This window comes from Xanthomonas hortorum, from assembly GCF_024339125.1.
Lineage (GTDB): Bacteria > Pseudomonadota > Gammaproteobacteria > Xanthomonadales > Xanthomonadaceae > Xanthomonas > Xanthomonas hortorum.
Genome location: NZ_CP101417.1, coordinates 3,332,200 through 3,351,794, shown reverse-complemented (window position 1 = coordinate 3,351,794; position 19,595 = coordinate 3,332,200). Strand labels below are relative to the sequence as shown.

Sequence of the window (19,595 nt, the reverse complement as noted above, 5' to 3'; positions counted from 1 at the left end):
ATATCTCCATATCGCGATATAGAGATATTCATGGATCTGGAAGACTGGTCGGCGCGCCTGAAGGTGTTTGCCGACGCCACCCGAGTACGCCTGCTGACCTTGCTTGAGCAGGAAGAACTCACCGTGGCCGAGCTGTCGGCCATCACCCGTCTGGCCCAGCCGCGCGTGTCCACCCACTTGGCCAAGCTCAAGGAAGCCGGGCTGGTACGCGACCGCCGCGCCGGCGTCTCGGCCTATTACCGCTTCGACGAGGTGTCGCTGGACCCGGCGCAGCGCGCGTTGTGGCTGGCGCTGAGCACCGGCAGCGACGACCCGCTGTTGCGCCAGGACGCCGAACGCGTGGCCGCCGTGCTGGCCAACCGCGCCGCCGACCAGAACTGGGCCGATTCGGTGGCCGGCGACATGGAGCGGCATTACTCGCCCGGGCGCACCTGGGAAGCGCTGGCGCGCACCGCCCTGCCCTTGCTGGAAACCGGAGACGTGCTCGACATCGCCTCCGGCGACGGCGTGCTGGCCGAGTTGGTGGCCCCGCACGCCACCCGCTACATCTGCATCGACACCAGCGCGCGCGTGGTCGCCGCCGCCAGCGAACGCCTGCGTAAGCTGCGCAATGTGGAAGTGCGCGAAGGCGACATGCATGCGCTGCCGTTCCCCGATGCCAGCTTCGACCTGGTGGTGCTGATGCATGCGCTCACCTACGCGGCCAAGCCGGCGCAGGCGGTGGCCGAATCCGCGCGCGTGCTGCGCCCCGGTGGCCGTTTGCTGTTGTGCAGCCTGGCCAAGCACGAACATCGCGCCGCGGTGCATGCCTATGGCCACGTCAATCTCGGTTTTGCATCCAAGGAATTGCGCAAGTTCGCCGAGAAAGCCGGGCTGGACGTCTCCAGCCTGGAGACGGTGACGCGCGAGAAGCGCCCGCCGCATTTCGAAGTGATCTCGTTGATTGCGATGAAGCCGGGAGTGGTGAGTCGGGATTCGGGATTGGATGAAAGCAAGAGCATTGACTCGCGGAGAACTGGATCATGACGCCTACGCCAATCCCTAATCCCCACTCCCCACTCTCGTTCTCACTGCCCTGGCTGCATCCCGAGCGCGCCGAAAAACTCAGCGCTGCGTTGCGCGAGCGCATCCTCATCATCGACGGCGCGATGGGCACCATGATCCAACGCCATGATCTGCAGGAACCCGACTATCGCGGCACCCGCTTTGCCGACGGCTACGACAGCGCACAGGTGCATGTGCACGGGCCCGGTTGTGATCACTCGCACGCTCCGCAAGGCCACGACCTGAAAGGCAACAACGACCTGTTGCTGCTGTCGCGCCCGGAGATCATCGCCGGCATCCATCGCGCCTATCTGGATGCCGGTGCCGATCTGCTGGAAACCAACACCTTCAATGCGACCTCGGTGAGTCAGGCCGACTATCACCTCGAACACTTGGTGTACGAATTGAACAAGGCCGGCGCACAGGTTGCGCGTGCGTGCTGCGACGAGGTCGAAGCGCTCACTCCGCACAAGCCGCGCTTTGTGATCGGCGTACTCGGCCCCACCAGCCGCACCGCATCGATCAGCCCGGACGTCAATGACCCCGGATATCGCAACACCAGTTTCGATGCGCTGCGCGAGACCTATCGCGAGGCCATCGACGGCCTGATCGACGGCGGCGCCGACACGCTGATGGTGGAAACCATCTTCGACACGCTCAACGCCAAGGCCGCGCTGTATGCGATCGAAGAAGTGTTCGAAGCACGCGGCGGGCGCTTGCCGGTGATGATCTCCGGCACCATCACCGACGCCTCAGGTCGCACCTTGTCTGGCCAAACGGCAGAGGCGTTCTATGCCTCGGTTGCGCACGGGCGGCCGCTGTCGGTGGGCTTGAACTGTGCGCTTGGCGCCAAGGATCTGCGCCCGCATGTGGAAACGCTGTCGCAGATCGCCGATGCCTATGTCAGCGCGCATCCCAATGCCGGCCTGCCGAATGCCTTCGGCGAGTACGACGAAAGCCCGGAAGAAATGGCCGCAACCTTGCGCGAATTTGCGCAAGCCGGCCTGCTCAATCTGGTCGGCGGCTGCTGCGGCACCTCGCCGGATCACATCCGCGCGATTGCCGAAGCGGTGGCCGATCTGCCGCCGCGGCAGCTGCCGGGTGCGCAGGAGCTGGCGGCGTGATGCAGCACGTGGGCCCTCATCCGGCGCTGCGTTCCACCTTCTCCCGCTCGCGGAAGAAGGACGGCACATTGCTCGGCACGTGGACGAAAGCTCCCTTCTCCCGCGAGTGGAAGAAGGTGTCCAAAGGGCGGATAAGGGCCATCGCGATCCGCGCCCTGCCGACCACCAATCATCATCGCCTCGCCTGGACATTCGCTACGTCCGACGCCCACCAGAGCATCGCATGAGCACTCCCCGCTACACCCGCCTGTCCGGCCTGGAGCCGCTGGTCATCACCCCGGATCTGCTGTTCATCAACGTAGGCGAGCGCACCAACGTCACCGGCAGCGCGCAGTTCCGCAAGCTGATCAAGGAAGAGCGTTACGAAGAAGCGGTGGAGGTCGCGCGCCAGCAGGTCGCCAGCGGTGCGCAGATCCTCGACGTCAACATGGACGAGGGCCTGATCGATTCCGAAAAAGCGATGACGCGCTTTCTCAACCTGATCATGTCCGAGCCGGACATCGCACGCATTCCGGTGATGGTGGATTCGTCCAAGTGGAGCGTGATCGAAGCCGGTTTGAAGTGCCTGCAGGGCAAGAGCGTGGTCAACTCGATCTCGCTCAAGGAAGGCGAAGCGCAATTCATCGAACAGGCGCGCAAGGTGCTGCGCTATGGCGCAGCCGCAGTGGTGATGGCTTTCGATGAAGTGGGCCAGGCCGACACCTGTGCACGCAAGGTCGAGATCTGCACGCGCGCCTACAAAGTGCTGACCGAGCAGGTGGGATTTCCGCCGGAAGACATCATTTTCGACCCGAATATCTTTGCCGTCGCCACCGGTATCGAGGAGCACGACAACTACGCGGTGGACTTCATCGAGGCCACCCGGCAGATCAAGCGCACGCTGCCGCATTGCCATATTTCCGGCGGCGTTTCCAATGTGTCGTTTTCGTTCCGCGGCAACGAAATGGTGCGCCAGGCGATCCATTCGGTGTTCCTGTTCCATGCGATCAAGGCCGGCATGGACATGGGCATCGTCAATGCCGGCGGCATGCCGATCTACGACGAACTGGACCCGGAGCTGCGCGAGCGCGTGGAGGATGTGATCCTCAACCGTCGCAAGGACGGCACCGAACGCTTGCTGGAAATTGCAGAGCGCTACAAGGGCAGCAAGGGCGCCGCCAAGGTCGAAGACCTGGCCTGGCGCGAGAAGCCGGTGCGCGCACGCCTGGCGCATGCGCTGGTGCATGGCATCGATGCGTTCGTGGAAACCGATACCGAAGAAGCGCGGCAGCAATCCACGCGCCCGCTGGATGTGATCGAAGGTCCGCTGATGGACGGCATGAACGTGGTCGGCGACCTGTTCGGCGCGGGCAAGATGTTCCTGCCCCAGGTGGTCAAATCCGCACGTGTGATGAAGAAAGCGGTGGCGTATCTGTTGCCGTATATCGAAGCGGAAAAACTGCGCACCGGCGATATCGGCAAGTCCAATGGCAAGATCATCATGGCCACCGTCAAGGGCGACGTGCACGACATCGGCAAGAACATCGTCGGGGTGGTGTTGGCGTGCAATAACTTCGACGTGGTGGATCTGGGCGTGATGGTCTCCGCGCAGGTGATCCTGGACCGGGCGCGTGCGGAGAATGCCGATCTGATCGGGCTATCCGGCTTGATCACGCCGTCGCTGGAAGAGATGTCGCATGTTGCACGCGAGATGCAGCGACAGGGATTCGAGATTCCGTTGTTGATCGGTGGCGCCACTACCTCGCGCGCGCACACCGCACTGAAGATCGACCCACATTACAAAGCGCCCACCGTGTGGGTGAAGGACGCCTCGCGCGCAGTGGGCGTTGCGCAGTCGCTGATCTCGCGCGATCTGCGCCAGGCGTTCGTGGCCGCCAACGATGCCGACTACGCGGAGATCCGTACCCGCCACAGAAATCGTGGCGATGCAAAACGCTTGGTCTCGCTGGAAAAGGCACGCGCGCAGCGTTTCGATGGCGATTGGGACAACTATGTGCCGCCTACCCCGCGTCAGCCGGGCGTGCATGTGTTCGACGACTATCCACTGCAGGAATTGATCGAGCTGATCGACTGGACCCCGTTCTTCCAGGCCTGGGAACTGGCCGGCAAGTTCCCGGCAATTCTCAGCGATGAAGTGGTCGGTCCGCAGGCCAACGAGTTGTATCGCGATGCGCGCAAGATGCTGCGCACGATCGTCTCCGAGAAGTGGCTGACCGCGAAGGCCGTGTTCGGGCTGTGGCCGGCCAATAGTGTGGGCGATGATGTGGAAGTGGTCCTGACGGACCAACGGGATTTGGCGATCGGGATTGGAGATTCGCAGCAGCCCAGCCAATCCCACATCCCCAATTCCCAATCCCGGCAGCTCTTGCACTTCCTGCGCCAGCAGGTCGACAAACCCGCCGACCGCCCCGACTTCTGTCTGGCCGATTTCATCGCGCCCAAGAGCAGCGGCAAGCAGGACTGGATCGGTGCGTTCGCGGTCACTGCCGGCATTGGTATCGACCCGCATGTGGCGCGTTTCGAAGCGGCGCACGACGACTACAACGCGATCCTGCTCAAGGCCTTGGCCGACCGTCTGGCCGAAGCGCTCGCCGAGCGTTTGCATCAGCGTGTGCGTACCGAGTTCTGGGGGTACATCGAAGACGAGGGCTTGGACAACGAGGCACTGATCGCCGAGCGCTATCGCGGCGTCCGTCCTGCACCCGGCTACCCTGCATGCCCGGAACATAGCGAAAAACGTACCTTGTTCGATCTGCTCGACGCCGAGCGCAACACCACGATGACGCTGACCGAAAGTTTCGCGATGCTGCCTACCGCGGCGGTGTCGGGCTATTACTTCAGCCATCCCAAGAGCCAGTATTTCGTGGTCGGGCGAGTGGGCAAGGAACAGGTTGCCGATTACGCCAAACGCAAGGGCATCACACTTGCGCTGGCCGAACGCTGGTTGGCATCGAATCTGGATTACGACCCGGAGTGAGGGCAGCTGATCTGCCGCCTGGATGCTCTGCCGCCTGGCTGCAGGGCCCTTGCCCGCCCACCGTCGCGGGACACGCTGCAAGTACGTCCTTGTAAGCTCTTACGCGGCATCCATGCCGCGTAAGGTCCCGCGACGGTGGGCGGGCAAGGGCCAGTCAAGATGGTCGGTGTGCAGGGTTTTCAATAAAACAGCCGGCAAACTGTCTGGTGCGGTGTCCTCGCCGCTTGCGGGACCGTGTGGCGGCATGGATGCCGCCACCGAGCCTACACGGATGTACTTGCGGCGTGTCCGGCAAGCGGTGAGGGCACCGCGCCCTCGACCGACTAAGCTTCTGACCTCAACGTCTGACTGCAGCTAAACGACGACTCCGAGTAGATATCTCGGCGTCTTGAAGTCATTGAACGGTCGGCACACCTCGCCGACCGTGTCGCATCACGCAGCCGGCCGCAACACGTTCAAGACTTCATAACACGCGCCCATGGTGTGGTAATCGGTCTTGCCGGCCGGGCTCTTCTCGTCGCTGTACTTGCGATTGTCCGCATCCAGAATGCGATACCAGGCGCCATAGCGATGGTCGATCATGTGCTTCCAGGAATACTCCCAGAGCTTGTCGTACCACTGCCAATAACGCGCTTCGCCGCTGCGCTGCGCCAGCAACGCCGCGGCCGCCAGCGACTCGGCCTGCACCCAGAAATACTTGTCGTCGTCGCAAACCTTGCCATCAGGGTCGAAGCCGTAATACAGCCCGCCACGCTGCGCATCCCATGAGCGCTCTACGGCCACATCGAACAGATGTTGTGCGGTCGGCAACAACCAATCGGTCGGCGCGTAACGATCCAGCAGCATCAACAGCTTGGCCCACTCGGTCTGATGGCCCGGCTGGAAGCCCCACGGGCGGAACAGGTGCTTGGGATTGTCGCGGTTGTAGTCCCAGTCGATGTTCCACTGCAGATCGTAGTGTTCCCAGACCAGCCCGTCGGCCTTGGCTGCCTGACGCCGGGTCATGGTGTCGGCCAGCGACAGTGCGCGGTCCAGATAGCGTTGCTCGCCGCTGGCTTCGTACGCGGCAATCATCGCCTCGCACATATGCATGTTGGCGTTCTGGCCGCGGTAGCTGGTGAAGTTGAACTGCGCATCGGCTTCGTCGCGATACAGCCCGAATTCCGGCTCCCAGAAATGTTTTTCCAGCAGCTGCCAGGTTTCGTCCATCCACGCGCGCGCCTCTTCGATGCCGGCCTTCAGGCCGCACGAATACGCCAGCAGCACGAACGCCACGCCGTAGCAGTGATTCATGTCGTCTTCGACCACGCCATCGCGCAAGGTCCATGCGTAGCCGCCGGTGGCCGCATTGCGATGTACGTTGCGCAAATAATCCAGGCCGTGGCGTACCGCTTCCAGATACTGCGCATCGCCGAATTCGCGATACGCCATCGCGTAGTTGAAGACAAAGCGCGTACTGCTGACCAGATGCCGATGCCCGGCGTCGTAGATCGCACCATCGTCGCGAAAATACTGGAAAAACCCGCCCGCCGGATCGATCGCGCGCGGATGGTAGAACGCCATGGTGTCGGCGATATGCTGACGCAGCACATCGGCCGAGCGGAAATCGGGTGCGGGGGTCGCAGGCAAACGGCTCATGATTGTTCCTGGATCAAAGAATGGACTTCATCGACGCTCGGCATCGCGGCGAACGCGCCTTTGCGCGTTACCGCCAGCGCACCGACTGCCGCAGCGAAGCGGATCACCTCGGTGATCGCAGCGGCATCGCCACACAGCTGCTCCAGCGTGGCCGCGCGTGCAGCCAGCTGAAACAACAAACCACCGACGAATGCATCGCCAGCCGCGGTGCTGTCGCGCACCTGCACACGGAACGCCGGCACCTGGCCGGAATCGGTGCGTGTCTGCCAATGCACCGGCCCGCCACCATCGGTAACCAACAACCAGCTGGCCTGGCCCTGCCACAGCTTCTGGGTGACCGTGCTGGCATCGCCATCGAGCGTGCCGGCCAGGTAATCGAGTTCTTCGCGCGAGAGCTTGACCACATCGGCCAGCGCCAACGCCTCCCACAACAACGCTGCCGGATCTACATCCTGCGGCCACAACATCGGACGCAGATTGAGATCCAGGCTGACGATGGCGCCATCGGCGCGCGCGCGGCGCATGCCATCGAGCGTGCACTGCGCAATCGCAGGCTCGGTCATGCTGTTGGAGCACACATGCAGCACGGCGGCCTGCTTGAAACCGTCGGCAGCGAAGTGCTCCGGACGGAACAACAGATCCGCCGCCGGCGGGCGATAGAAACTGAAACTGCGCTCGCCGGCTTCATCCAATGCCACGAAGGCCAGCGCAGTCTTGGCCTGATCGGTCCGCACGATGCCATCGGTGGCGACGCCGGCCTGCTGCAGACTCTGCAGCAGAAAATCGCCGAACATGTCGCGCCCGAGCATGCCGACAAAATGCGCCGCACCACCCAGCCGCGCCACCGCAACGGCGACGTTGGCCGGCGCACCACCGGCGTATTGCGCAAACGTGCGCGCCTCGTCGGGGCCGGCCGGCGGCAGCGCCAGCATGTCGATCAAGGCCTCGCCGAAACACACCACCCGATTCTTGACAGCACTCATGCGCGCGCCTCCGCCAGTGCACCACGCAGACGCGAGCCCCAGATGCCGTAGAACACGATGTACAGGTAGCACAGCAGCGGCAGCACGAACGACTCGTGCAGACCGATGCTGTCGGCCAGCAGACCTTGCAGATACGGCACGATGGCGCCGCCGACAATCGCCATGATCAACAGGCTCGATGCGCGGCCGGTCAACGGACCAAGGCGCTCGATGCCTAGCGTAAAGATGGTCGGGAACATGATCGAGTTGAACAAGCCGATCGCCACCAATGCATACACCGCCAGCATGCCGCCGCTAGCCATGGTCAGGCCCAGCAGCAGCGCATTGATTGCAGCGAACACCGACAACAACACACGCGGCGACAGCTTGGCCAGCAAGGCCGAACCGATGAAGCGGCCGATCATCGCCAGCGTCCAGTACGCCGACACGTAGTTGGTCGCCTCACGCTCGGTGAAACCACCGATCTGCGGCAACGAGAAGTAGTTGACCATCAGGCTGCCGATCGCCACTTCCGCGCCGACATAGAAAAAAATCGCCAGCACACCGAAGCGCACATGCGGATGACGCAAGGCATCCAGCAGCGAATGCTTGCTTTCGTCCTTTTGCGTGCCCGCATCGGTCAGGGCCGGCAGACGGAACAGAAACACGAAGATCGCCAGCAGAAACAGCACAATGCCAAGGCCGATGTAAGGCCCCTGCACCGCCTGCGCTTCCTGCACGCGATAGGCCAGCTGCTCGGCTTCCGGCAGCACCTTGAGCTGGTCGCCGCTCATCACGGTGTTGGACAGGATCAGCCAGCCACCGAACAGCGGCGCGATTGCGGTGCCCAACGAATTGAGCGCCTGCGCCAGGGTCAAACGGCTGGACGCACTGCGCTCCGGACCGAGCAACGCAACATACGGGTTGGCCGCCACCTGCAGGATGGTGATGCCGGTGGCAAGCACGAACAGCGCGCCGAGAAATGCGCCATAGACGCGCAGTTCCGCGGCAGGCCAGAAGCCCAATGCACCGACCGCAGCAACCGCCAGACCGGCAACGATGCCTTGCTTGTAGCCAAGCCGGGCCACCAGCCAACCGGCCGGCAGCGACATCAGGAAATACGCACCGAAGAAGGTGAACTGCACCAGCATCGCCTGCGCGAAGTTGAGTTCGAACACCGCCTTCAGATGCGGAATCAGAATGTCGTTGAGGCAGGTGAGAAAGCCCCACATGAAAAAGATCGTGGTGACGACCGACAACGCAACGCCGTTGTTGACCGGCGCCTTGTTGCCGCTTGGCACAGTGGATTGCGTGGAAAGGGAAACCATAGGAATTGCCTGGTCAGCGGCCTGAGGCCTTGGTGGGGGAATGAGCGGGGGAATCGCCTGGGGGATGATGCGTCAGCACGGATGGCGAGCAGGCGCTGCTCGCACGGATGTTTAATGCGACTGCGGTGGTCAAGCGCTGCGATGCGCGCTCCGGGCTGCCGATACGCTGCAGCACCAGCTGCGCGGCTTGCCTGCCGCGCGCACGCGGATCTGCGGCCAACGTAGTCAATGCCGGTGTAAACAAGGCCGCTTCGGCGATGTCGTCGAAGCCGGTCACTGCGAAATCGCGGCCCGGCACGATGCCGTGCATCGCCAGCGCGGCCATCAAGCCCAGCGCAACGCTGTCGTTGTAGCAAACCGCAGCGGTTGCAGCGTGGTCGGCGCCATCGAGCATGCGCGCGCCGCACAGCGCGGCGTCCTGACGATTCGGTGCGGATTCGACGTAGTGCACGGTAAAGCCAGCATTCGTCATCGCGCGGGTGTAGCCAGCGCGACGTTGGCGGCAGGAACTGGATTCGGCATGTCCACCGAAAAACACGATGCGCCGATGGCCCTGCGCGATCAGATGTTCGCAGGCCAGAAATGCACCCTGTTCGTTATCCAGTGCCAGCAGATCCCACTGCGCGCCCTCCACTTCGCGGTTGAACAACACCACGTTGTGCTGGCGCCCCAGCACCTGGGTCAGTGCCTGGGCCTGGCTGCCTTCGGCCGGCGACAGGATGATGCCGGCGGGCGTGTGCTCCATCAGCGAGGTCAGCACCGCCTGCTGGCGCTGCGTGGATTCGCCGGTGCTGCCGAGCAGGGTGACGTAGCCGGCGGCACCCAAGGCCTCATCCACGCCTGCAGCGAACTCGGCGAAGAACGGATTGGACAGATCGTTGATGACCAGCGCAATGCTGGACGAGGTGCGGCAGCGCAGATTGGCCGCGGCACGGTTGTAGACGTAGTTCTGCCGATCCAGCTCGGCCTCCACGCGCGCGCGCGTGGTCGCATGCACCAGCGGGCTGCCGCGCAACACCAAAGACACGGTCGCGCGCGATACGCCGATGGCACTGGCGATATCGCGCAGCGTCACTGCACCGCGTCGAATGCGGCGCGCATCGCCGTCATCCGGGGCGGCCGGCATCGGCTTGGCACGCGTCATGTAGCCGGCTTTGCAGTGGAGAAAATGCGCATGTATCTGGCGTTGATTGGATCGATCCAATTAGGCCTTTTCCGGCCAATCAATGCATGCGGCAGTGCAGCATATTTAGTCCACACGGGCTGGACTGGCGAACATCGTGCTAACTAAGCTGCAAGCCCTGTACCTGGCTTTCGCGGCAATTCGGCGGGCACGGCCTGGCCGTCGCCACACCAACTGCCATCACTGAAACGCGATCGACAAGCCGATCCCGCCCTGCCAATCCGGGCTCTCCGAGGTCAGCCCGCGCAGCACCGATACATCCAGTTGCATCGCATGCGGCAACTGCCAGGCGCCGCCGGCCCCGGCCACGCGCGAATGCTCGCTGCCGGTGTCGAAGCCCGCTTCCACATAGCTGCTGAAGCGCTCGCCGGAAAAGAACGTGTAGTTGGGCGAGAAGGTCCAGGTGTGCCCGTCGTTGTCGCGCGCATAGTTGACGTACAGCGCCAGCGCGCGCTCCTGCGCCAGATCCCACGACGCAGTCACGCCCAGCTCGCGCGCGTAGCCATCGCTGAAATCAGGACTGCCGGTCGGCACGCTGTAGCTGGCGAGCGCGGCCAAATGAAAGCTGTCCGAACGCGACGGCAGTGCCACCTTCAAGCCGATATGGCTGTCGCCACCGCCATGCACGCGCGCGCCACCGCCGTGCTGCCAGTTGTAACTGTCGCTGCCCAGCTGCAGCTCCACGTTCTGCAACAGCCCCAGACGCAGCACCGTATCGGCGGTGTACTGCGTGGTCCGCTGCCCATCGGCGCCGTCGGTGCTGGCATCCGGCAAGCCCTGTTCCCAGGCAAACGCACCCGGCTGCAGCGTTTCGGCAGCGAACGGAATCCCGGGGCGATCGAATGCCGGCGCCTCGTCCGCCTGTGCGGCTGCCTGCTGACTAAGCGCGCAGAGCACGAGCCCCAATAATCCAACCGACACAGCGTTGCGACGCCCATGCATGCACGAAACACGGCGCACGGCTGAGCGCACTGATGCATCGGCACACGATGGCAGGGAATTCGAAGACATGGACATACGCGACACCATCGGCAGGAAGTGAGCTGCAACGCCACGGACACCGTGCCCGCATACGTCGACGAACAACGCCGCGCATGGTGCCGCGCGTGCCGTGACCGGCTTGTGTATCGCCAGCCGCGTGTTTGCTGCACCGCTCAACTCACACGCGCGCGCAAGCAACGATCCAGATGCGTAACGCCAAGGCATGCGCCAAAACAGATGGGCACCCATCAGGTGCCCATGTAACAACAAAACCATGTCGTGCAGCGTTACCAGACCAGGTCGTCGGGCACCTGATACTGGGGGTCTGCATACGGGTCGTCGCTTGCCGGTGCATTCGGATCCACCTTCAATGCGACAGAGGGTGCGAACACCGCTTCGGCTTCGGCCAGCAACTCGGCGGTGACCAGCAGATAACGCCCGTTGAGCTGCAGCACACCCAACTCGCCGGCATTGAGCGCCTTGAGTTGGTCGGCAGTCACGTAGATGCGCTTGATCTTGCCGCCATACGGAAAATGCCGGGCGATATCGGCATCGGCATGATTCAGGCCCTTGTCCTTGAGCAATTCTTCGAGCTTGGCCTTGGCTTCGCGACGCAGGCGAGCTTCTTCCTGCTTCAGTCGCTCGGCTTCGATCCGTTCGTCTTTCTCGCGCTGCGCACGGATCGCATAGGCCTTGGCCAGGTCGATGTCTTCGCGCGTGCGTGCCGGTTTGGGGCCGCGACGCTCTGCATTGGGATGCTGCGGACGTGGCGAAGCTGCAGGTTTGCCATCGTTGCGACGATCAGGCCTGCCGTTGCTTGTGCGCTCATGCTTGCCATCGGTCGCCGCAGCGGCGTGCGGCCGCTGCGGTCCCCTGCCCTGGCCGCCCGGCGTGTTGCCGCCGGGCGCGGGCCTGCCACCGTTGCCATGGTGACGCGCGGCAGGCCGTGCGTCGGGTTTGCGTTCGGGCTTGGGGGCGGACTTGAAGCCCAACCCAAGCAACTGGTCACGTAAGGTATCGCTCATGGCGGTGGCAATCTGCAATCAATAGTGCGGAGGCGGCGGTTCGTCCGCTGCATCGGCAAACAACGTGGAGCGCACCTTGCCCAGATCCTCGAGCAGGTGGCGGATCAGTTCGGCATTGCGGGCGCCCGTCAAACGGGCGTCCGCAAGTGCTTCACTCAGTTCATTGAGCGCGTGCTCCTGAAAGGAGAGCCGCGTTTCCAGTTCAACCAACCGCGCGTCCAGTTCCTGGTCGCGCGGCGAGAGTTGCTCATGCATGCAACGAACGGCCTCGTCCGATGGCGTAGTAAGCCAGGCCGGCAGCTTCGATTTCCTGCGGGTCGTAAAGGTTGCGACCGTCGAACACGACGTCGTCCTTCAAGGCCTGCTTGATCTTGCCGAAATCCGGGCTGCGGAACTGCTTCCACTCGGTGACCACGACCAGCGCATCGGCGCCTTCCAGGGCCGCGAAGGCTTCGTCGCAGAAGGTCAGATCGTCGCGCTCACCGAAGATGCGCTTGGCTTCGTGGGTGGCTTCCGGATCGTAGGCACGCACCGTGGCGCCGGCTTCCCACAACTGCGCCAGCAAGCGACGGCTGGAAGCCGCACGCATGTCGTCGGTATTGGGCTTGAACGCCAGGCCCCACACCGCGAAGGTCTTGCCGGCAAGACTGCCGCCAGCTTCGCCGCCGTAGTGACGCTGCACCAGTTCGAACAGGTGACCCTTCTGCGCGTTGTTGACGCTTTCCACCGCGTTGAGGAGGGTCGGCTGCATGCCGTACTGCTCGGCAGTCTTGGCCAGCGCCTGCACGTCCTTGGGGAAGCACGAGCCGCCATAACCGGCACCGGGATAGATGAAGTGCCAGCCGATGCGCGGATCCGAACCGATACCGTTACGCACGTGCTCGACGTCCGCACCGACACGCTCGGCAATGTTGGCGATCTCGTTCATGAAACTGATCTTGGTCGCCAGCATCGCGTTGGCCGCGTACTTGGTCAGCTCGGCCGAACGCACGTCCATTTCGACGATGCGATCGCGGTTGCGATTGAACGGTGCATACAGACGGCGCATGCGTGCAATCGCTGCCGGCTTGGTGGCACCGATCACGATGCGATCCGGACGCATGCAGTCGGCAACGGCGTCGCCTTCCTTCAGGAATTCCGGATTGGAGACGACGTCGAACTCATGCTCCACGCCGCGTGCGTCCAGTTCTTCCTGGATCGCCACGCGTACCTTGTCGGCGGTACCGACCGGCACCGTGGACTTGTTGACGACCACCGACGGGCCATCGATATGACGACCGACGGTACGCGCAACTGCCAGCACGTACTGCAGGTCGGCACTGCCATCTTCATCCGGCGGCGTGCCCACGGCGATGAAGGTGATTTCGCCGTGCGCAATCGCCTCGGCAGCGTCGCTGGTGAAGCGCAACCGGCCAGAGGCATGGTTGGCTTTCACCATCGGCTCCAGGCCGGGTTCATAGATGGGGATCACCCCTCGATTGAGACCATCAACTTTCGCCTGGTCGATATCCACGCAGATAACGTGATGACCTACTTCGGCCAGACAGGTACCGGTGACTAGACCAACATAGCCGGTACCAAAGATCGCAACTCGCATGGGGGGGGATACTCCTGTGGGGGATCAGGGAAGGATACCCATCAGTTCGACATCGAACGTCAACGTTGCGTCTGGTCCGATCGGCCCCCCCTGCGTGCCGTTCGGGCCATAGGCCAAGTTGGATGGAATCCAGAAACGATATTTCGAACCGACAGGCATCAGTGCGACGCCCTCGGTCCAACCTGCAATGACTTGATTCAGACCGAACTCGGCCGGCTGGCCGCGCTGGTAGGAACTGTCGAACACCTGCCCGTTGAGCAGCTTGCCTTCGTAGTTCACGCGCACCGTGTTGGTGGGCATCGGACGCTCGCCGCTACCCTGGCGCAACACCGTGTACTGCAAGCCCGAGGCGGTGGTGATCACACCTTTTTCGGTCTTGTTCTTGGCGAGGAACGCATTGCCCTCTTCGCGATTCTTGGCACCGGCAGCGCCCTGCTTGGCAGAGGCGAAGGCCTGCATCGTCGCTGCGGCTTCCTGCTGGGTCAGACGCGTGGTGCCCTTGGCGAACACGGTGCGTACGGCTTCCATCAGGATGCTCAGATCGATCTCGTCCTTGATGCCGGCCAACGACGGGCCGACCGCGCGATCGCCCAGCATCAGGCCGACGTTTTCTTTGGACGGAGTCGCAGGCGCGCTACCCGGCGCCATGCCCGGAACCTGCTGGCCGTTACGCGCTGCCAGCGCAGTGCGCAGGGCGGTATCGGTGGCCTGGGTCTGCTCATCGGACAACAACGGCTTGCCGCCCTTGAATGCATTTTCGATGGCGCGTTGCAGTGCGCTTACATCGATGTCCTGGGCAATCGGCTCGAACGAGCGCGCCACATCCATACCGATGGCGTAGCTGACGTTGTCGCGGGTGCTCTTCTCAGACGATGCATTCACAACTGGCTTCTCCTTGGTGGCCGCTGCGGCCGGTTGCTGCGACATCGCCGGCATCGATGCCGACATTGCCACCATCAGTAGCGACGCCGCCGCGCCGCGCTTTCCCATCTTCATTCGATGCACTTCCCGAAAGTGAAAAGACACGCCGACGCCGGCGCTGAATGCGCATTGTCGCATGTGCGCGCGACGTTGCGAGAGCCGCGCTCAGCGCGACGGTGCCTTGAGCTCGCGTTCGATTGCCGCCAGCACGCTCGGATCGTCCGGTTTGATCTTGCTGGGGAACTGCGCCACCACGCGTCCATCGCGACTAATCAAATACTTGTGGAAGTTCCAACCCGGCGCAACGCCCGTGACTTGCGTCAAGCGCTGATACAGCGGCGTCGCATCCTTGCCCAGCACATGCACCTTCTCAAACATCGGGAACTTGACGCCATAGGTCAGCGTGCAGAATTCCTGGATCTGCTTCTCAGATCCGGGTTCCTGTCCCTGGAAATCGTTGGACGGAAAGCCCAGCACCGAAAAACCGCGGCTGCCGAAGCGCTGGTTCAGCGCCTCCAGCCCTTCGTACTGCGGGGTGTAGCCGCACTTGCTGGCGGTATTGACCACCATCAGGACCTTGCCGCCGTAGGTACGGTTCAGGTTGATTGGCGCCTTGCCGGCCAACGGCCGGTAATCCAGATCCAGCACCGGCGCGCCGGCGGCCAGCGCCGAGGCGGAGAAAAAGCCAGCGAATACAACGACCAGCAGACGCTTGAGCAACATGAGCGATCCCTTTCGATAGGTCCGGGCCACCCGCCGACGCGGGGTGCCATCAGTTGGGTATGACAGGCAGTTGACTGCCTGCGTGTCGGTGTTATAGTTTAATACAACACCAGTCATCCAACGCAGGGGAAAGCATGAACAGCACACGCTTCACGCGACCAGCTCCATTGCTGCTGTTCGGCAGCGCCCTGTTCGCCATTGGTTGCCTGGGAGCCGCTTCCAGTCAGGTCACGGAGTCCGGCGCCGATTATGGCGTGTCGGAGGCGGTTACGGAAAACGCGACAACTCCCCCCGAGGCGCGCACCCGGCCCAGCCGGCACCTGCGCGCTTCGCTGTCGATGCCCTATTTCTCCTTCGCGCAGGTTCTGCGTCCACGGAGCTGACCATGAACGACATCCAATGGAGCGACGGCGCTCCCATCTACCGCCAACTCAAGGAACGGGTGATAGCCATGATGCTCGATGGAATCCTCAAGCCTGGCGACGCCCTGCCCTCGGTACGGCAGGTGGCGGCCGACTACCAACTCAATCCCATCACCGTCTCGCGCGCCTACCAGGAACTGGCCGACGAGAACCTGGTGGAGAAACGCCGCGGCCTGGGCATGTTCATGACCCCGGAGGCCGCGCAGAAATTGCGCGGCAGCGAGCGCGAGCGTTTCTTGAATGAAGAATGGCCCGCAGTGCTGGAACGCATCCAGCGCCTGGGACTGTCCATCGACGATCTGTTGCCACAGGGAAAAACACCATGACCGCCGTCTCCTCCGACCATGTGGTCGACGCACGTGGCCTGCGCAAGGCCTACAAGCATCGGCTCGCGCTGGACAACACCAGTTTCACCATCGCCACCGGGCGCATCGTTGGATTGATCGGCCCCAACGGCGCCGGCAAGACCACCGCGCTCAAGGCGGTGCTGGGGCTGACCGATTTCGACGGCGAGTTGAGCGTCCTCGGCATGGATCCGCGCACCCAGCGCAACGCCCTGATGAACGAGGTCTGCTTCATCGCCGACGTGGCGGTGCTGCCGCGCTGGCTGCGGGTTGGCGAGGCGATCGATTTCGTTGCCGGCGTGCATCCGCGCTTCGATCGCGCCAAGTGCGAGCGCTTTTTGGCCAATACGCAGCTCAACCGCAAATCGCGGGTGCGCGAATTGTCCAAGGGCATGATCGTGCAGCTGCATCTGGCGCTGGTGATGGCCATCGACGCGCGCATCCTGGTGCTGGACGAGCCCACCCTGGGCCTGGACATCCTGTATCGCAAGCAGTTCTACCAGCGCCTGCTGGAAGACTATTTCGATGAGCAAAAAACCATCATCGTCACCACCCACCAGGTGGAAGAGATCGAACACATCCTCACCGATGTGATGTTCATCCGCGACGGCCGCATCGTGCTGACCGCCGACATGGAAAACGTGGCCGAACGCTACACCGAAGTGCTGGTCAATGCCGAGCATCTTGAGGCTGCCAGAGCCATGAAGCCGATCGACGAGCGCAGCCTGCCGTTCGGCAAGACCGTGATGCTGTTCGATGGCGTGCCGAAAGAGCAGCTCGCCCGCTTTGGCGAAACCCGCAATCCCGGCCTTGCCGACCTGTTCGTTGCGGTCATGAAGGGGACCTACGCATGAATGCACTCACTCACCAAGCATCTCCCGCCCGCACGTTCGGCTGGCTGCTCAAACGCGAATACTGGGAACACCGTGGCGGCTTCGTCTGGGCGCAAATCATCACTGGCGGCATCGCGGTGTTCTTCGCGCTGCTGGGCGCGGTGATCGGTGCGATCAGTGCACGCCGCAACATGATCGGCGACAGCATGACGATGTCGGACATGGCCGAGTACACCCGCACCCTCGGCCAGGTCGGCGACGGCCTGCTGCTGGGCGGCATCGGCATCGCCTCGGTGGTGCTGGCGTTCGTGGTGTTCTTCTATGCACTGGGCAGTCTGTACGACGACCGCCGCGACCGCAGCGTGCTGTTCTGGAAATCGCTGCCGGTGTCCGACGTGCAGACGGTGTTGTCCAAGGCCGCCTGGGCGCTGTTGCTGGCGCCGCTGATCGCCATCGCGATCGGCGTACTGGTCGGCCTGGCGCTGTGGTTGATCGCCATCGGCGGCGCGTTGATCGCCGGTGTGCCCAATCCATGGGGCTTGGCCACCCACTCGCATCCGTTCTCGTTGTTGTGGCTGATGCTGCAGACCGTGCCGATGAGCTTGCTGTGGTCGCTGCCGACCGTGGGCTGGCTGATGTTCTGCTCGGCCTGGGCCACCAGCAAGCCGTTCCTGTGGGCGGTGCTGTTTCCGCTGCTGGCCTGCGTGATGCTGAGCATTCTTTCGGCAATGCCGGGCGTATCGCTGCCGATCGGCTGGATCTGGTACATCGTCGGCTACCGCGGCCTGCTCAGTGCCCTGCCCGGCACCTGGTCGCCGCTTGCAGTCAGCGGCAACCTGGATAGCAGCGCGATGCAGAACCCCAGCGATCTGGTGCAGTGGGTGCTGCAGCACACCGATAGCAGGCTGGTCTACGGCAACCCCGACATCTGGATCGGCGCCGCCATCGGCGTGGTGCTGATCGCCGCCTCCATCTATCTGCGCCGTCGGCGCTCCGAAGCCTGAGTAAAGGACACCCCATGCGTTCGCACCTGCATCTGAGTCTGGCCATCTTGTTCGCGTTGCCCGGCGCTGCGTTTGCCCAGGAGCAATGCAAATTCTCCGAGCCGCGCAACCTGGAGCTGAAACTGAGCGGAGTGAAGTCGGTATTGTTCGAGGTCGCCTCCAACGACCTGCATCTGGATGCCTCGCCGGGCAATAGCGGGCGTCTGAGCGGCCGCGCCTGTGCAGCACGCGCCGATCTGCTCAAAGGCCTGACCGTCACCCAGAAGCGCGTCGGCGACAAGTTGGTGGTGACGCTGGACGACGACCGCAGCATGCGCATCTCCGTCGGCGACAGCTACGCGTACCTGGATCTGCGCGGCAGCGTGCCCGACACGCTGCTGGTGCAGTTCGACGTGGGTTCCGGCGATGCGGAGATCTCCGGTGCGGCAGCGGTCAGTGCCGACGTCGGCTCTGGCGACATGGCGATTCGTCGCACCAAGGGCCGCGTCACCGCCAAGGTCGGCTCCGGCGACATCGAGCTGGAAGACATGGGCGCGTTGCGTGTCTTGGCAGTGGGCTCGGGCGATCTCAAGGCCACGCACGTGCGTGGCGCAGCAGAGGTCGGCAAGGTCGGCTCGGGCGACGTCAAACTGCGTGGCGTTGCCGGCAACGTCAAGCTCGGCACGATCGGCTCCGGCGATGTCGAGATCGACGATGTGCAAGGCGATGTGGGCGTGGACGCGGTCAACTCCGGCGCACTGAGCGTGCGCAAGGTGCGCGGCAACGTCAGCGTGGCGCGCAAGGGTAGCGGCGATATCGACGTCAGCGATGTCACCGGCAGCACGCGCGTGCCAACCGACAACTGATCACTCATTGATGATTCGAGGGGGAACTGCTGATGAAACTGTTGATTTCTGCGGTATTGGCGAGCGCGCTGTTGGTCGGTTGTGGCAAGTCCGAGCCCACGGTCAATGTATCGGGCCAGGCCAATGGCAGTGGTGTGACCTTCAACGGCAAGAGCGTAACGCTCAAGCGTGACGGCCTGCCTGCAGCCACCATCGGTGTGGATGGCGCGCTCAGCATCGATAGCAAGCCGGTAACCTTGAACGATGCGCAGCAGCAGGCGATGCGCAGCTTCTACGCACAGATCCAGGGCGTGGCCGAGAAAGGCATCGACATCGGCACCCAAGGTGCAGCGTTTGGCGCGCATGCGGCGGGCGAAGCACTCAAGGGCGTGCTCAGCGGCAATACCGACCAGATCGGCGACAAGATCGAAGCGCAGGCGGACACCTTCAAGCACAACGCCATGCAGATCTGCGATCAGCTGGCCAAACTGCGCGCCGCGCAGGACGCCGCTGCGCAACTGGTGCCGGCGTTTGCGCCCTACTCCACCCTGACGCAACACGACGTCGACGACTGCCGCAAGTAAGTGCGGCCGTGACAGCCGCTGCGCAAGCGTTGTCAGACGCAGCGGCTTCCCGCATCGGATGAAGCGCATACCCATGCCGAT

At 63.3% G+C, this 19,595-nt stretch carries 20 protein-coding genes; 10 read left to right on the top strand and 10 right to left on the bottom strand.

Annotated features, from left to right (window positions below; all coding sequences use genetic code 11):
• Positions 1-30 precede the first annotated feature (30 nt).
• Genes NMB96_RS14405 through metH form a run of 4 tightly spaced genes read left to right on the top strand, consistent with a single transcriptional unit; the run spans position 31 to position 5,145 of the window.
• Complete coding sequence (locus NMB96_RS14405) at positions 31-1,026, top strand: ArsR/SmtB family transcription factor (protein WP_023903577.1); 996 nt, start codon at positions 31-33, stop codon at positions 1,024-1,026.
• The gene (locus NMB96_RS14400; protein WP_023903576.1) at positions 1,023-2,168 is read left to right on the top strand and encodes a homocysteine S-methyltransferase family protein; all 1,146 of its coding nucleotides are present in this window, start codon (positions 1,023-1,025) and stop codon (positions 2,166-2,168) included. Before NMB96_RS14405 ends, NMB96_RS14400 begins: the two co-directional genes overlap by 4 nt.
• Positions 2,165-2,395, top strand: coding sequence for a hypothetical protein (locus NMB96_RS14395; protein WP_255085074.1), 231 nt, complete (start codon positions 2,165-2,167; stop codon positions 2,393-2,395). The genes NMB96_RS14400 and NMB96_RS14395 overlap by 4 nt, the downstream gene beginning before the upstream one ends.
• Positions 2,392-5,145 (top strand): methionine synthase, encoded by a 2,754-nt coding sequence (gene metH / locus NMB96_RS14390; protein WP_255085073.1) that lies wholly within the window; start codon positions 2,392-2,394, stop codon positions 5,143-5,145. Before NMB96_RS14395 ends, metH begins: the two co-directional genes overlap by 4 nt.
• Before the next feature lie 432 nt (positions 5,146-5,577).
• On the opposite strand, the gene NMB96_RS14385 is transcribed toward metH, so the two are convergent.
• From NMB96_RS14385 to NMB96_RS14340, 10 genes are all read right to left on the bottom strand, one after another.
• Positions 5,578-6,783 carry an AGE family epimerase/isomerase gene (locus NMB96_RS14385; protein WP_255085072.1) on the bottom strand — a complete coding sequence of 402 codons (1,206 nt, stop codon included), beginning with the start codon at positions 6,781-6,783 and terminating at the stop codon, positions 5,578-5,580.
• Positions 6,780-7,766, bottom strand: a complete 987-nt coding sequence (locus NMB96_RS14380) for a carbohydrate kinase family protein (protein WP_023903573.1) — start codon at positions 7,764-7,766, stop codon at positions 6,780-6,782. Before NMB96_RS14380 ends, NMB96_RS14385 begins: the two co-directional genes overlap by 4 nt.
• Positions 7,763-9,073 carry an L-fucose:H+ symporter permease gene (gene fucP / locus NMB96_RS14375; RefSeq protein WP_023903572.1) on the bottom strand — a complete coding sequence of 437 codons (1,311 nt, stop codon included), beginning with the start codon at positions 9,071-9,073 and terminating at the stop codon, positions 7,763-7,765. The genes NMB96_RS14380 and fucP overlap by 4 nt, the downstream gene beginning before the upstream one ends.
• 13 nt (positions 9,074-9,086) lie before the next feature.
• Complete coding sequence (locus NMB96_RS14370; protein ID WP_084218018.1) at positions 9,087-10,217, bottom strand: LacI family DNA-binding transcriptional regulator; 1,131 nt, start codon at positions 10,215-10,217, stop codon at positions 9,087-9,089.
• A 219-nt stretch (positions 10,218-10,436) separates the two neighbouring features.
• Positions 10,437-11,198 (bottom strand): transporter, encoded by a 762-nt coding sequence (locus NMB96_RS14365; RefSeq protein ID WP_374728753.1) that lies wholly within the window; start codon positions 11,196-11,198, stop codon positions 10,437-10,439.
• A 326-nt stretch (positions 11,199-11,524) separates the two neighbouring features.
• Positions 11,525-12,262 (bottom strand): DUF2058 domain-containing protein, encoded by a 738-nt coding sequence (locus NMB96_RS14360; RefSeq protein WP_043889750.1) that lies wholly within the window; start codon positions 12,260-12,262, stop codon positions 11,525-11,527.
• Between the two features lie 18 nt (positions 12,263-12,280).
• Positions 12,281-12,517, bottom strand: a complete 237-nt coding sequence (locus tag NMB96_RS14355; protein WP_006448709.1) for a SlyX family protein — start codon at positions 12,515-12,517, stop codon at positions 12,281-12,283.
• Positions 12,510-13,859 (bottom strand): UDP-glucose dehydrogenase family protein, encoded by a 1,350-nt coding sequence (locus NMB96_RS14350; protein ID WP_023903568.1) that lies wholly within the window; start codon positions 13,857-13,859, stop codon positions 12,510-12,512. The genes NMB96_RS14355 and NMB96_RS14350 overlap by 8 nt, the downstream gene beginning before the upstream one ends.
• 24 nt (positions 13,860-13,883) lie before the next feature.
• Positions 13,884-14,855: an FKBP-type peptidyl-prolyl cis-trans isomerase gene (locus tag NMB96_RS14345; RefSeq protein WP_167387167.1), complete on the bottom strand. Its 972-nt coding sequence runs from the start codon at positions 14,853-14,855 to the stop codon at positions 13,884-13,886.
• 90 nt (positions 14,856-14,945) lie between these two features.
• Positions 14,946-15,503, bottom strand: coding sequence for a glutathione peroxidase (locus tag NMB96_RS14340; RefSeq protein ID WP_255085071.1), 558 nt, complete (start codon positions 15,501-15,503; stop codon positions 14,946-14,948).
• A gap of 134 nt (positions 15,504-15,637) precedes the next feature.
• On the opposite strand from NMB96_RS14340, the gene NMB96_RS14335 reads away from it, so the two are divergent.
• Genes NMB96_RS14335 through NMB96_RS14310 form a run of 6 tightly spaced genes read left to right on the top strand, consistent with a single transcriptional unit; the run spans position 15,638 to position 19,514 of the window.
• Positions 15,638-15,886, top strand: a complete 249-nt coding sequence (locus NMB96_RS14335) for a hypothetical protein (RefSeq protein WP_024939341.1) — start codon at positions 15,638-15,640, stop codon at positions 15,884-15,886.
• Between the two features lie 2 nt (positions 15,887-15,888).
• Positions 15,889-16,251 carry a GntR family transcriptional regulator gene (locus NMB96_RS14330; RefSeq protein ID WP_003483692.1) on the top strand — a complete coding sequence of 121 codons (363 nt, stop codon included), beginning with the start codon at positions 15,889-15,891 and terminating at the stop codon, positions 16,249-16,251.
• Positions 16,248-17,123: an ABC transporter ATP-binding protein gene (locus NMB96_RS14325; protein WP_023903564.1), complete on the top strand. Its 876-nt coding sequence runs from the start codon at positions 16,248-16,250 to the stop codon at positions 17,121-17,123. The genes NMB96_RS14330 and NMB96_RS14325 overlap by 4 nt, the downstream gene beginning before the upstream one ends.
• Positions 17,120-18,106: an ABC transporter permease gene (locus NMB96_RS14320; RefSeq protein WP_023903563.1), complete on the top strand. Its 987-nt coding sequence runs from the start codon at positions 17,120-17,122 to the stop codon at positions 18,104-18,106. The genes NMB96_RS14325 and NMB96_RS14320 overlap by 4 nt, the downstream gene beginning before the upstream one ends.
• 14 nt (positions 18,107-18,120) lie before the next feature.
• A complete protein-coding gene (locus NMB96_RS14315; RefSeq protein ID WP_023903562.1) occupies positions 18,121-18,951 on the top strand; it encodes a DUF4097 family beta strand repeat-containing protein in 831 nt (276 codons plus the stop codon).
• 32 nt (positions 18,952-18,983) lie between these two features.
• Positions 18,984-19,514: a DUF2884 family protein gene (locus tag NMB96_RS14310; protein WP_023903561.1), complete on the top strand. Its 531-nt coding sequence runs from the start codon at positions 18,984-18,986 to the stop codon at positions 19,512-19,514.
• Positions 19,515-19,595 lie beyond the last annotated feature (81 nt).

Excerpts from the sequence above, each read along its gene's own strand:
- NMB96_RS14405 (WP_023903577.1), top strand. The coding sequence starts at position 31 with ATGGATCTGGAAGACTGGTCGGCGCGCCTGAAGGTGTTTGCCGACGCC.
- NMB96_RS14400 (WP_023903576.1), top strand. The coding sequence starts at position 1,023 with ATGACGCCTACGCCAATCCCTAATCCCCACTCCCCACTCTCGTTCTCA.
- metH (WP_255085073.1), top strand. The coding sequence starts at position 2,392 with ATGAGCACTCCCCGCTACACCCGCCTGTCCGGCCTGGAGCCGCTGGTC.
- NMB96_RS14385 (WP_255085072.1), bottom strand. The coding sequence starts at position 6,783 with ATGAGCCGTTTGCCTGCGACCCCCGCACCCGATTTCCGCTCGGCCGAT.
- NMB96_RS14380 (WP_023903573.1), bottom strand. The coding sequence starts at position 7,766 with ATGAGTGCTGTCAAGAATCGGGTGGTGTGTTTCGGCGAGGCCTTGATC.
- fucP (WP_023903572.1), bottom strand. The coding sequence starts at position 9,073 with ATGGTTTCCCTTTCCACGCAATCCACTGTGCCAAGCGGCAACAAGGCG.
- NMB96_RS14370 (WP_084218018.1), bottom strand. The coding sequence starts at position 10,217 with ATGACGCGTGCCAAGCCGATGCCGGCCGCCCCGGATGACGGCGATGCG.
- NMB96_RS14365 (WP_374728753.1), bottom strand. The coding sequence starts at position 11,198 with ATGCATGGGCGTCGCAACGCTGTGTCGGTTGGATTATTGGGGCTCGTG.
- NMB96_RS14360 (WP_043889750.1), bottom strand. The coding sequence starts at position 12,262 with ATGAGCGATACCTTACGTGACCAGTTGCTTGGGTTGGGCTTCAAGTCC.
- NMB96_RS14355 (WP_006448709.1), bottom strand. The coding sequence starts at position 12,517 with ATGCATGAGCAACTCTCGCCGCGCGACCAGGAACTGGACGCGCGGTTG.
- NMB96_RS14350 (WP_023903568.1), bottom strand. The coding sequence starts at position 13,859 with ATGCGAGTTGCGATCTTTGGTACCGGCTATGTTGGTCTAGTCACCGGT.
- NMB96_RS14345 (WP_167387167.1), bottom strand. The coding sequence starts at position 14,855 with ATGAAGATGGGAAAGCGCGGCGCGGCGGCGTCGCTACTGATGGTGGCA.
- NMB96_RS14340 (WP_255085071.1), bottom strand. The coding sequence starts at position 15,503 with ATGTTGCTCAAGCGTCTGCTGGTCGTTGTATTCGCTGGCTTTTTCTCC.
- NMB96_RS14335 (WP_024939341.1), top strand. The coding sequence starts at position 15,638 with ATGAACAGCACACGCTTCACGCGACCAGCTCCATTGCTGCTGTTCGGC.
- NMB96_RS14330 (WP_003483692.1), top strand. The coding sequence starts at position 15,889 with ATGAACGACATCCAATGGAGCGACGGCGCTCCCATCTACCGCCAACTC.
- NMB96_RS14325 (WP_023903564.1), top strand. The coding sequence starts at position 16,248 with ATGACCGCCGTCTCCTCCGACCATGTGGTCGACGCACGTGGCCTGCGC.
- NMB96_RS14320 (WP_023903563.1), top strand. The coding sequence starts at position 17,120 with ATGAATGCACTCACTCACCAAGCATCTCCCGCCCGCACGTTCGGCTGG.
- NMB96_RS14315 (WP_023903562.1), top strand. The coding sequence starts at position 18,121 with ATGCGTTCGCACCTGCATCTGAGTCTGGCCATCTTGTTCGCGTTGCCC.
- NMB96_RS14310 (WP_023903561.1), top strand. The coding sequence starts at position 18,984 with ATGAAACTGTTGATTTCTGCGGTATTGGCGAGCGCGCTGTTGGTCGGT.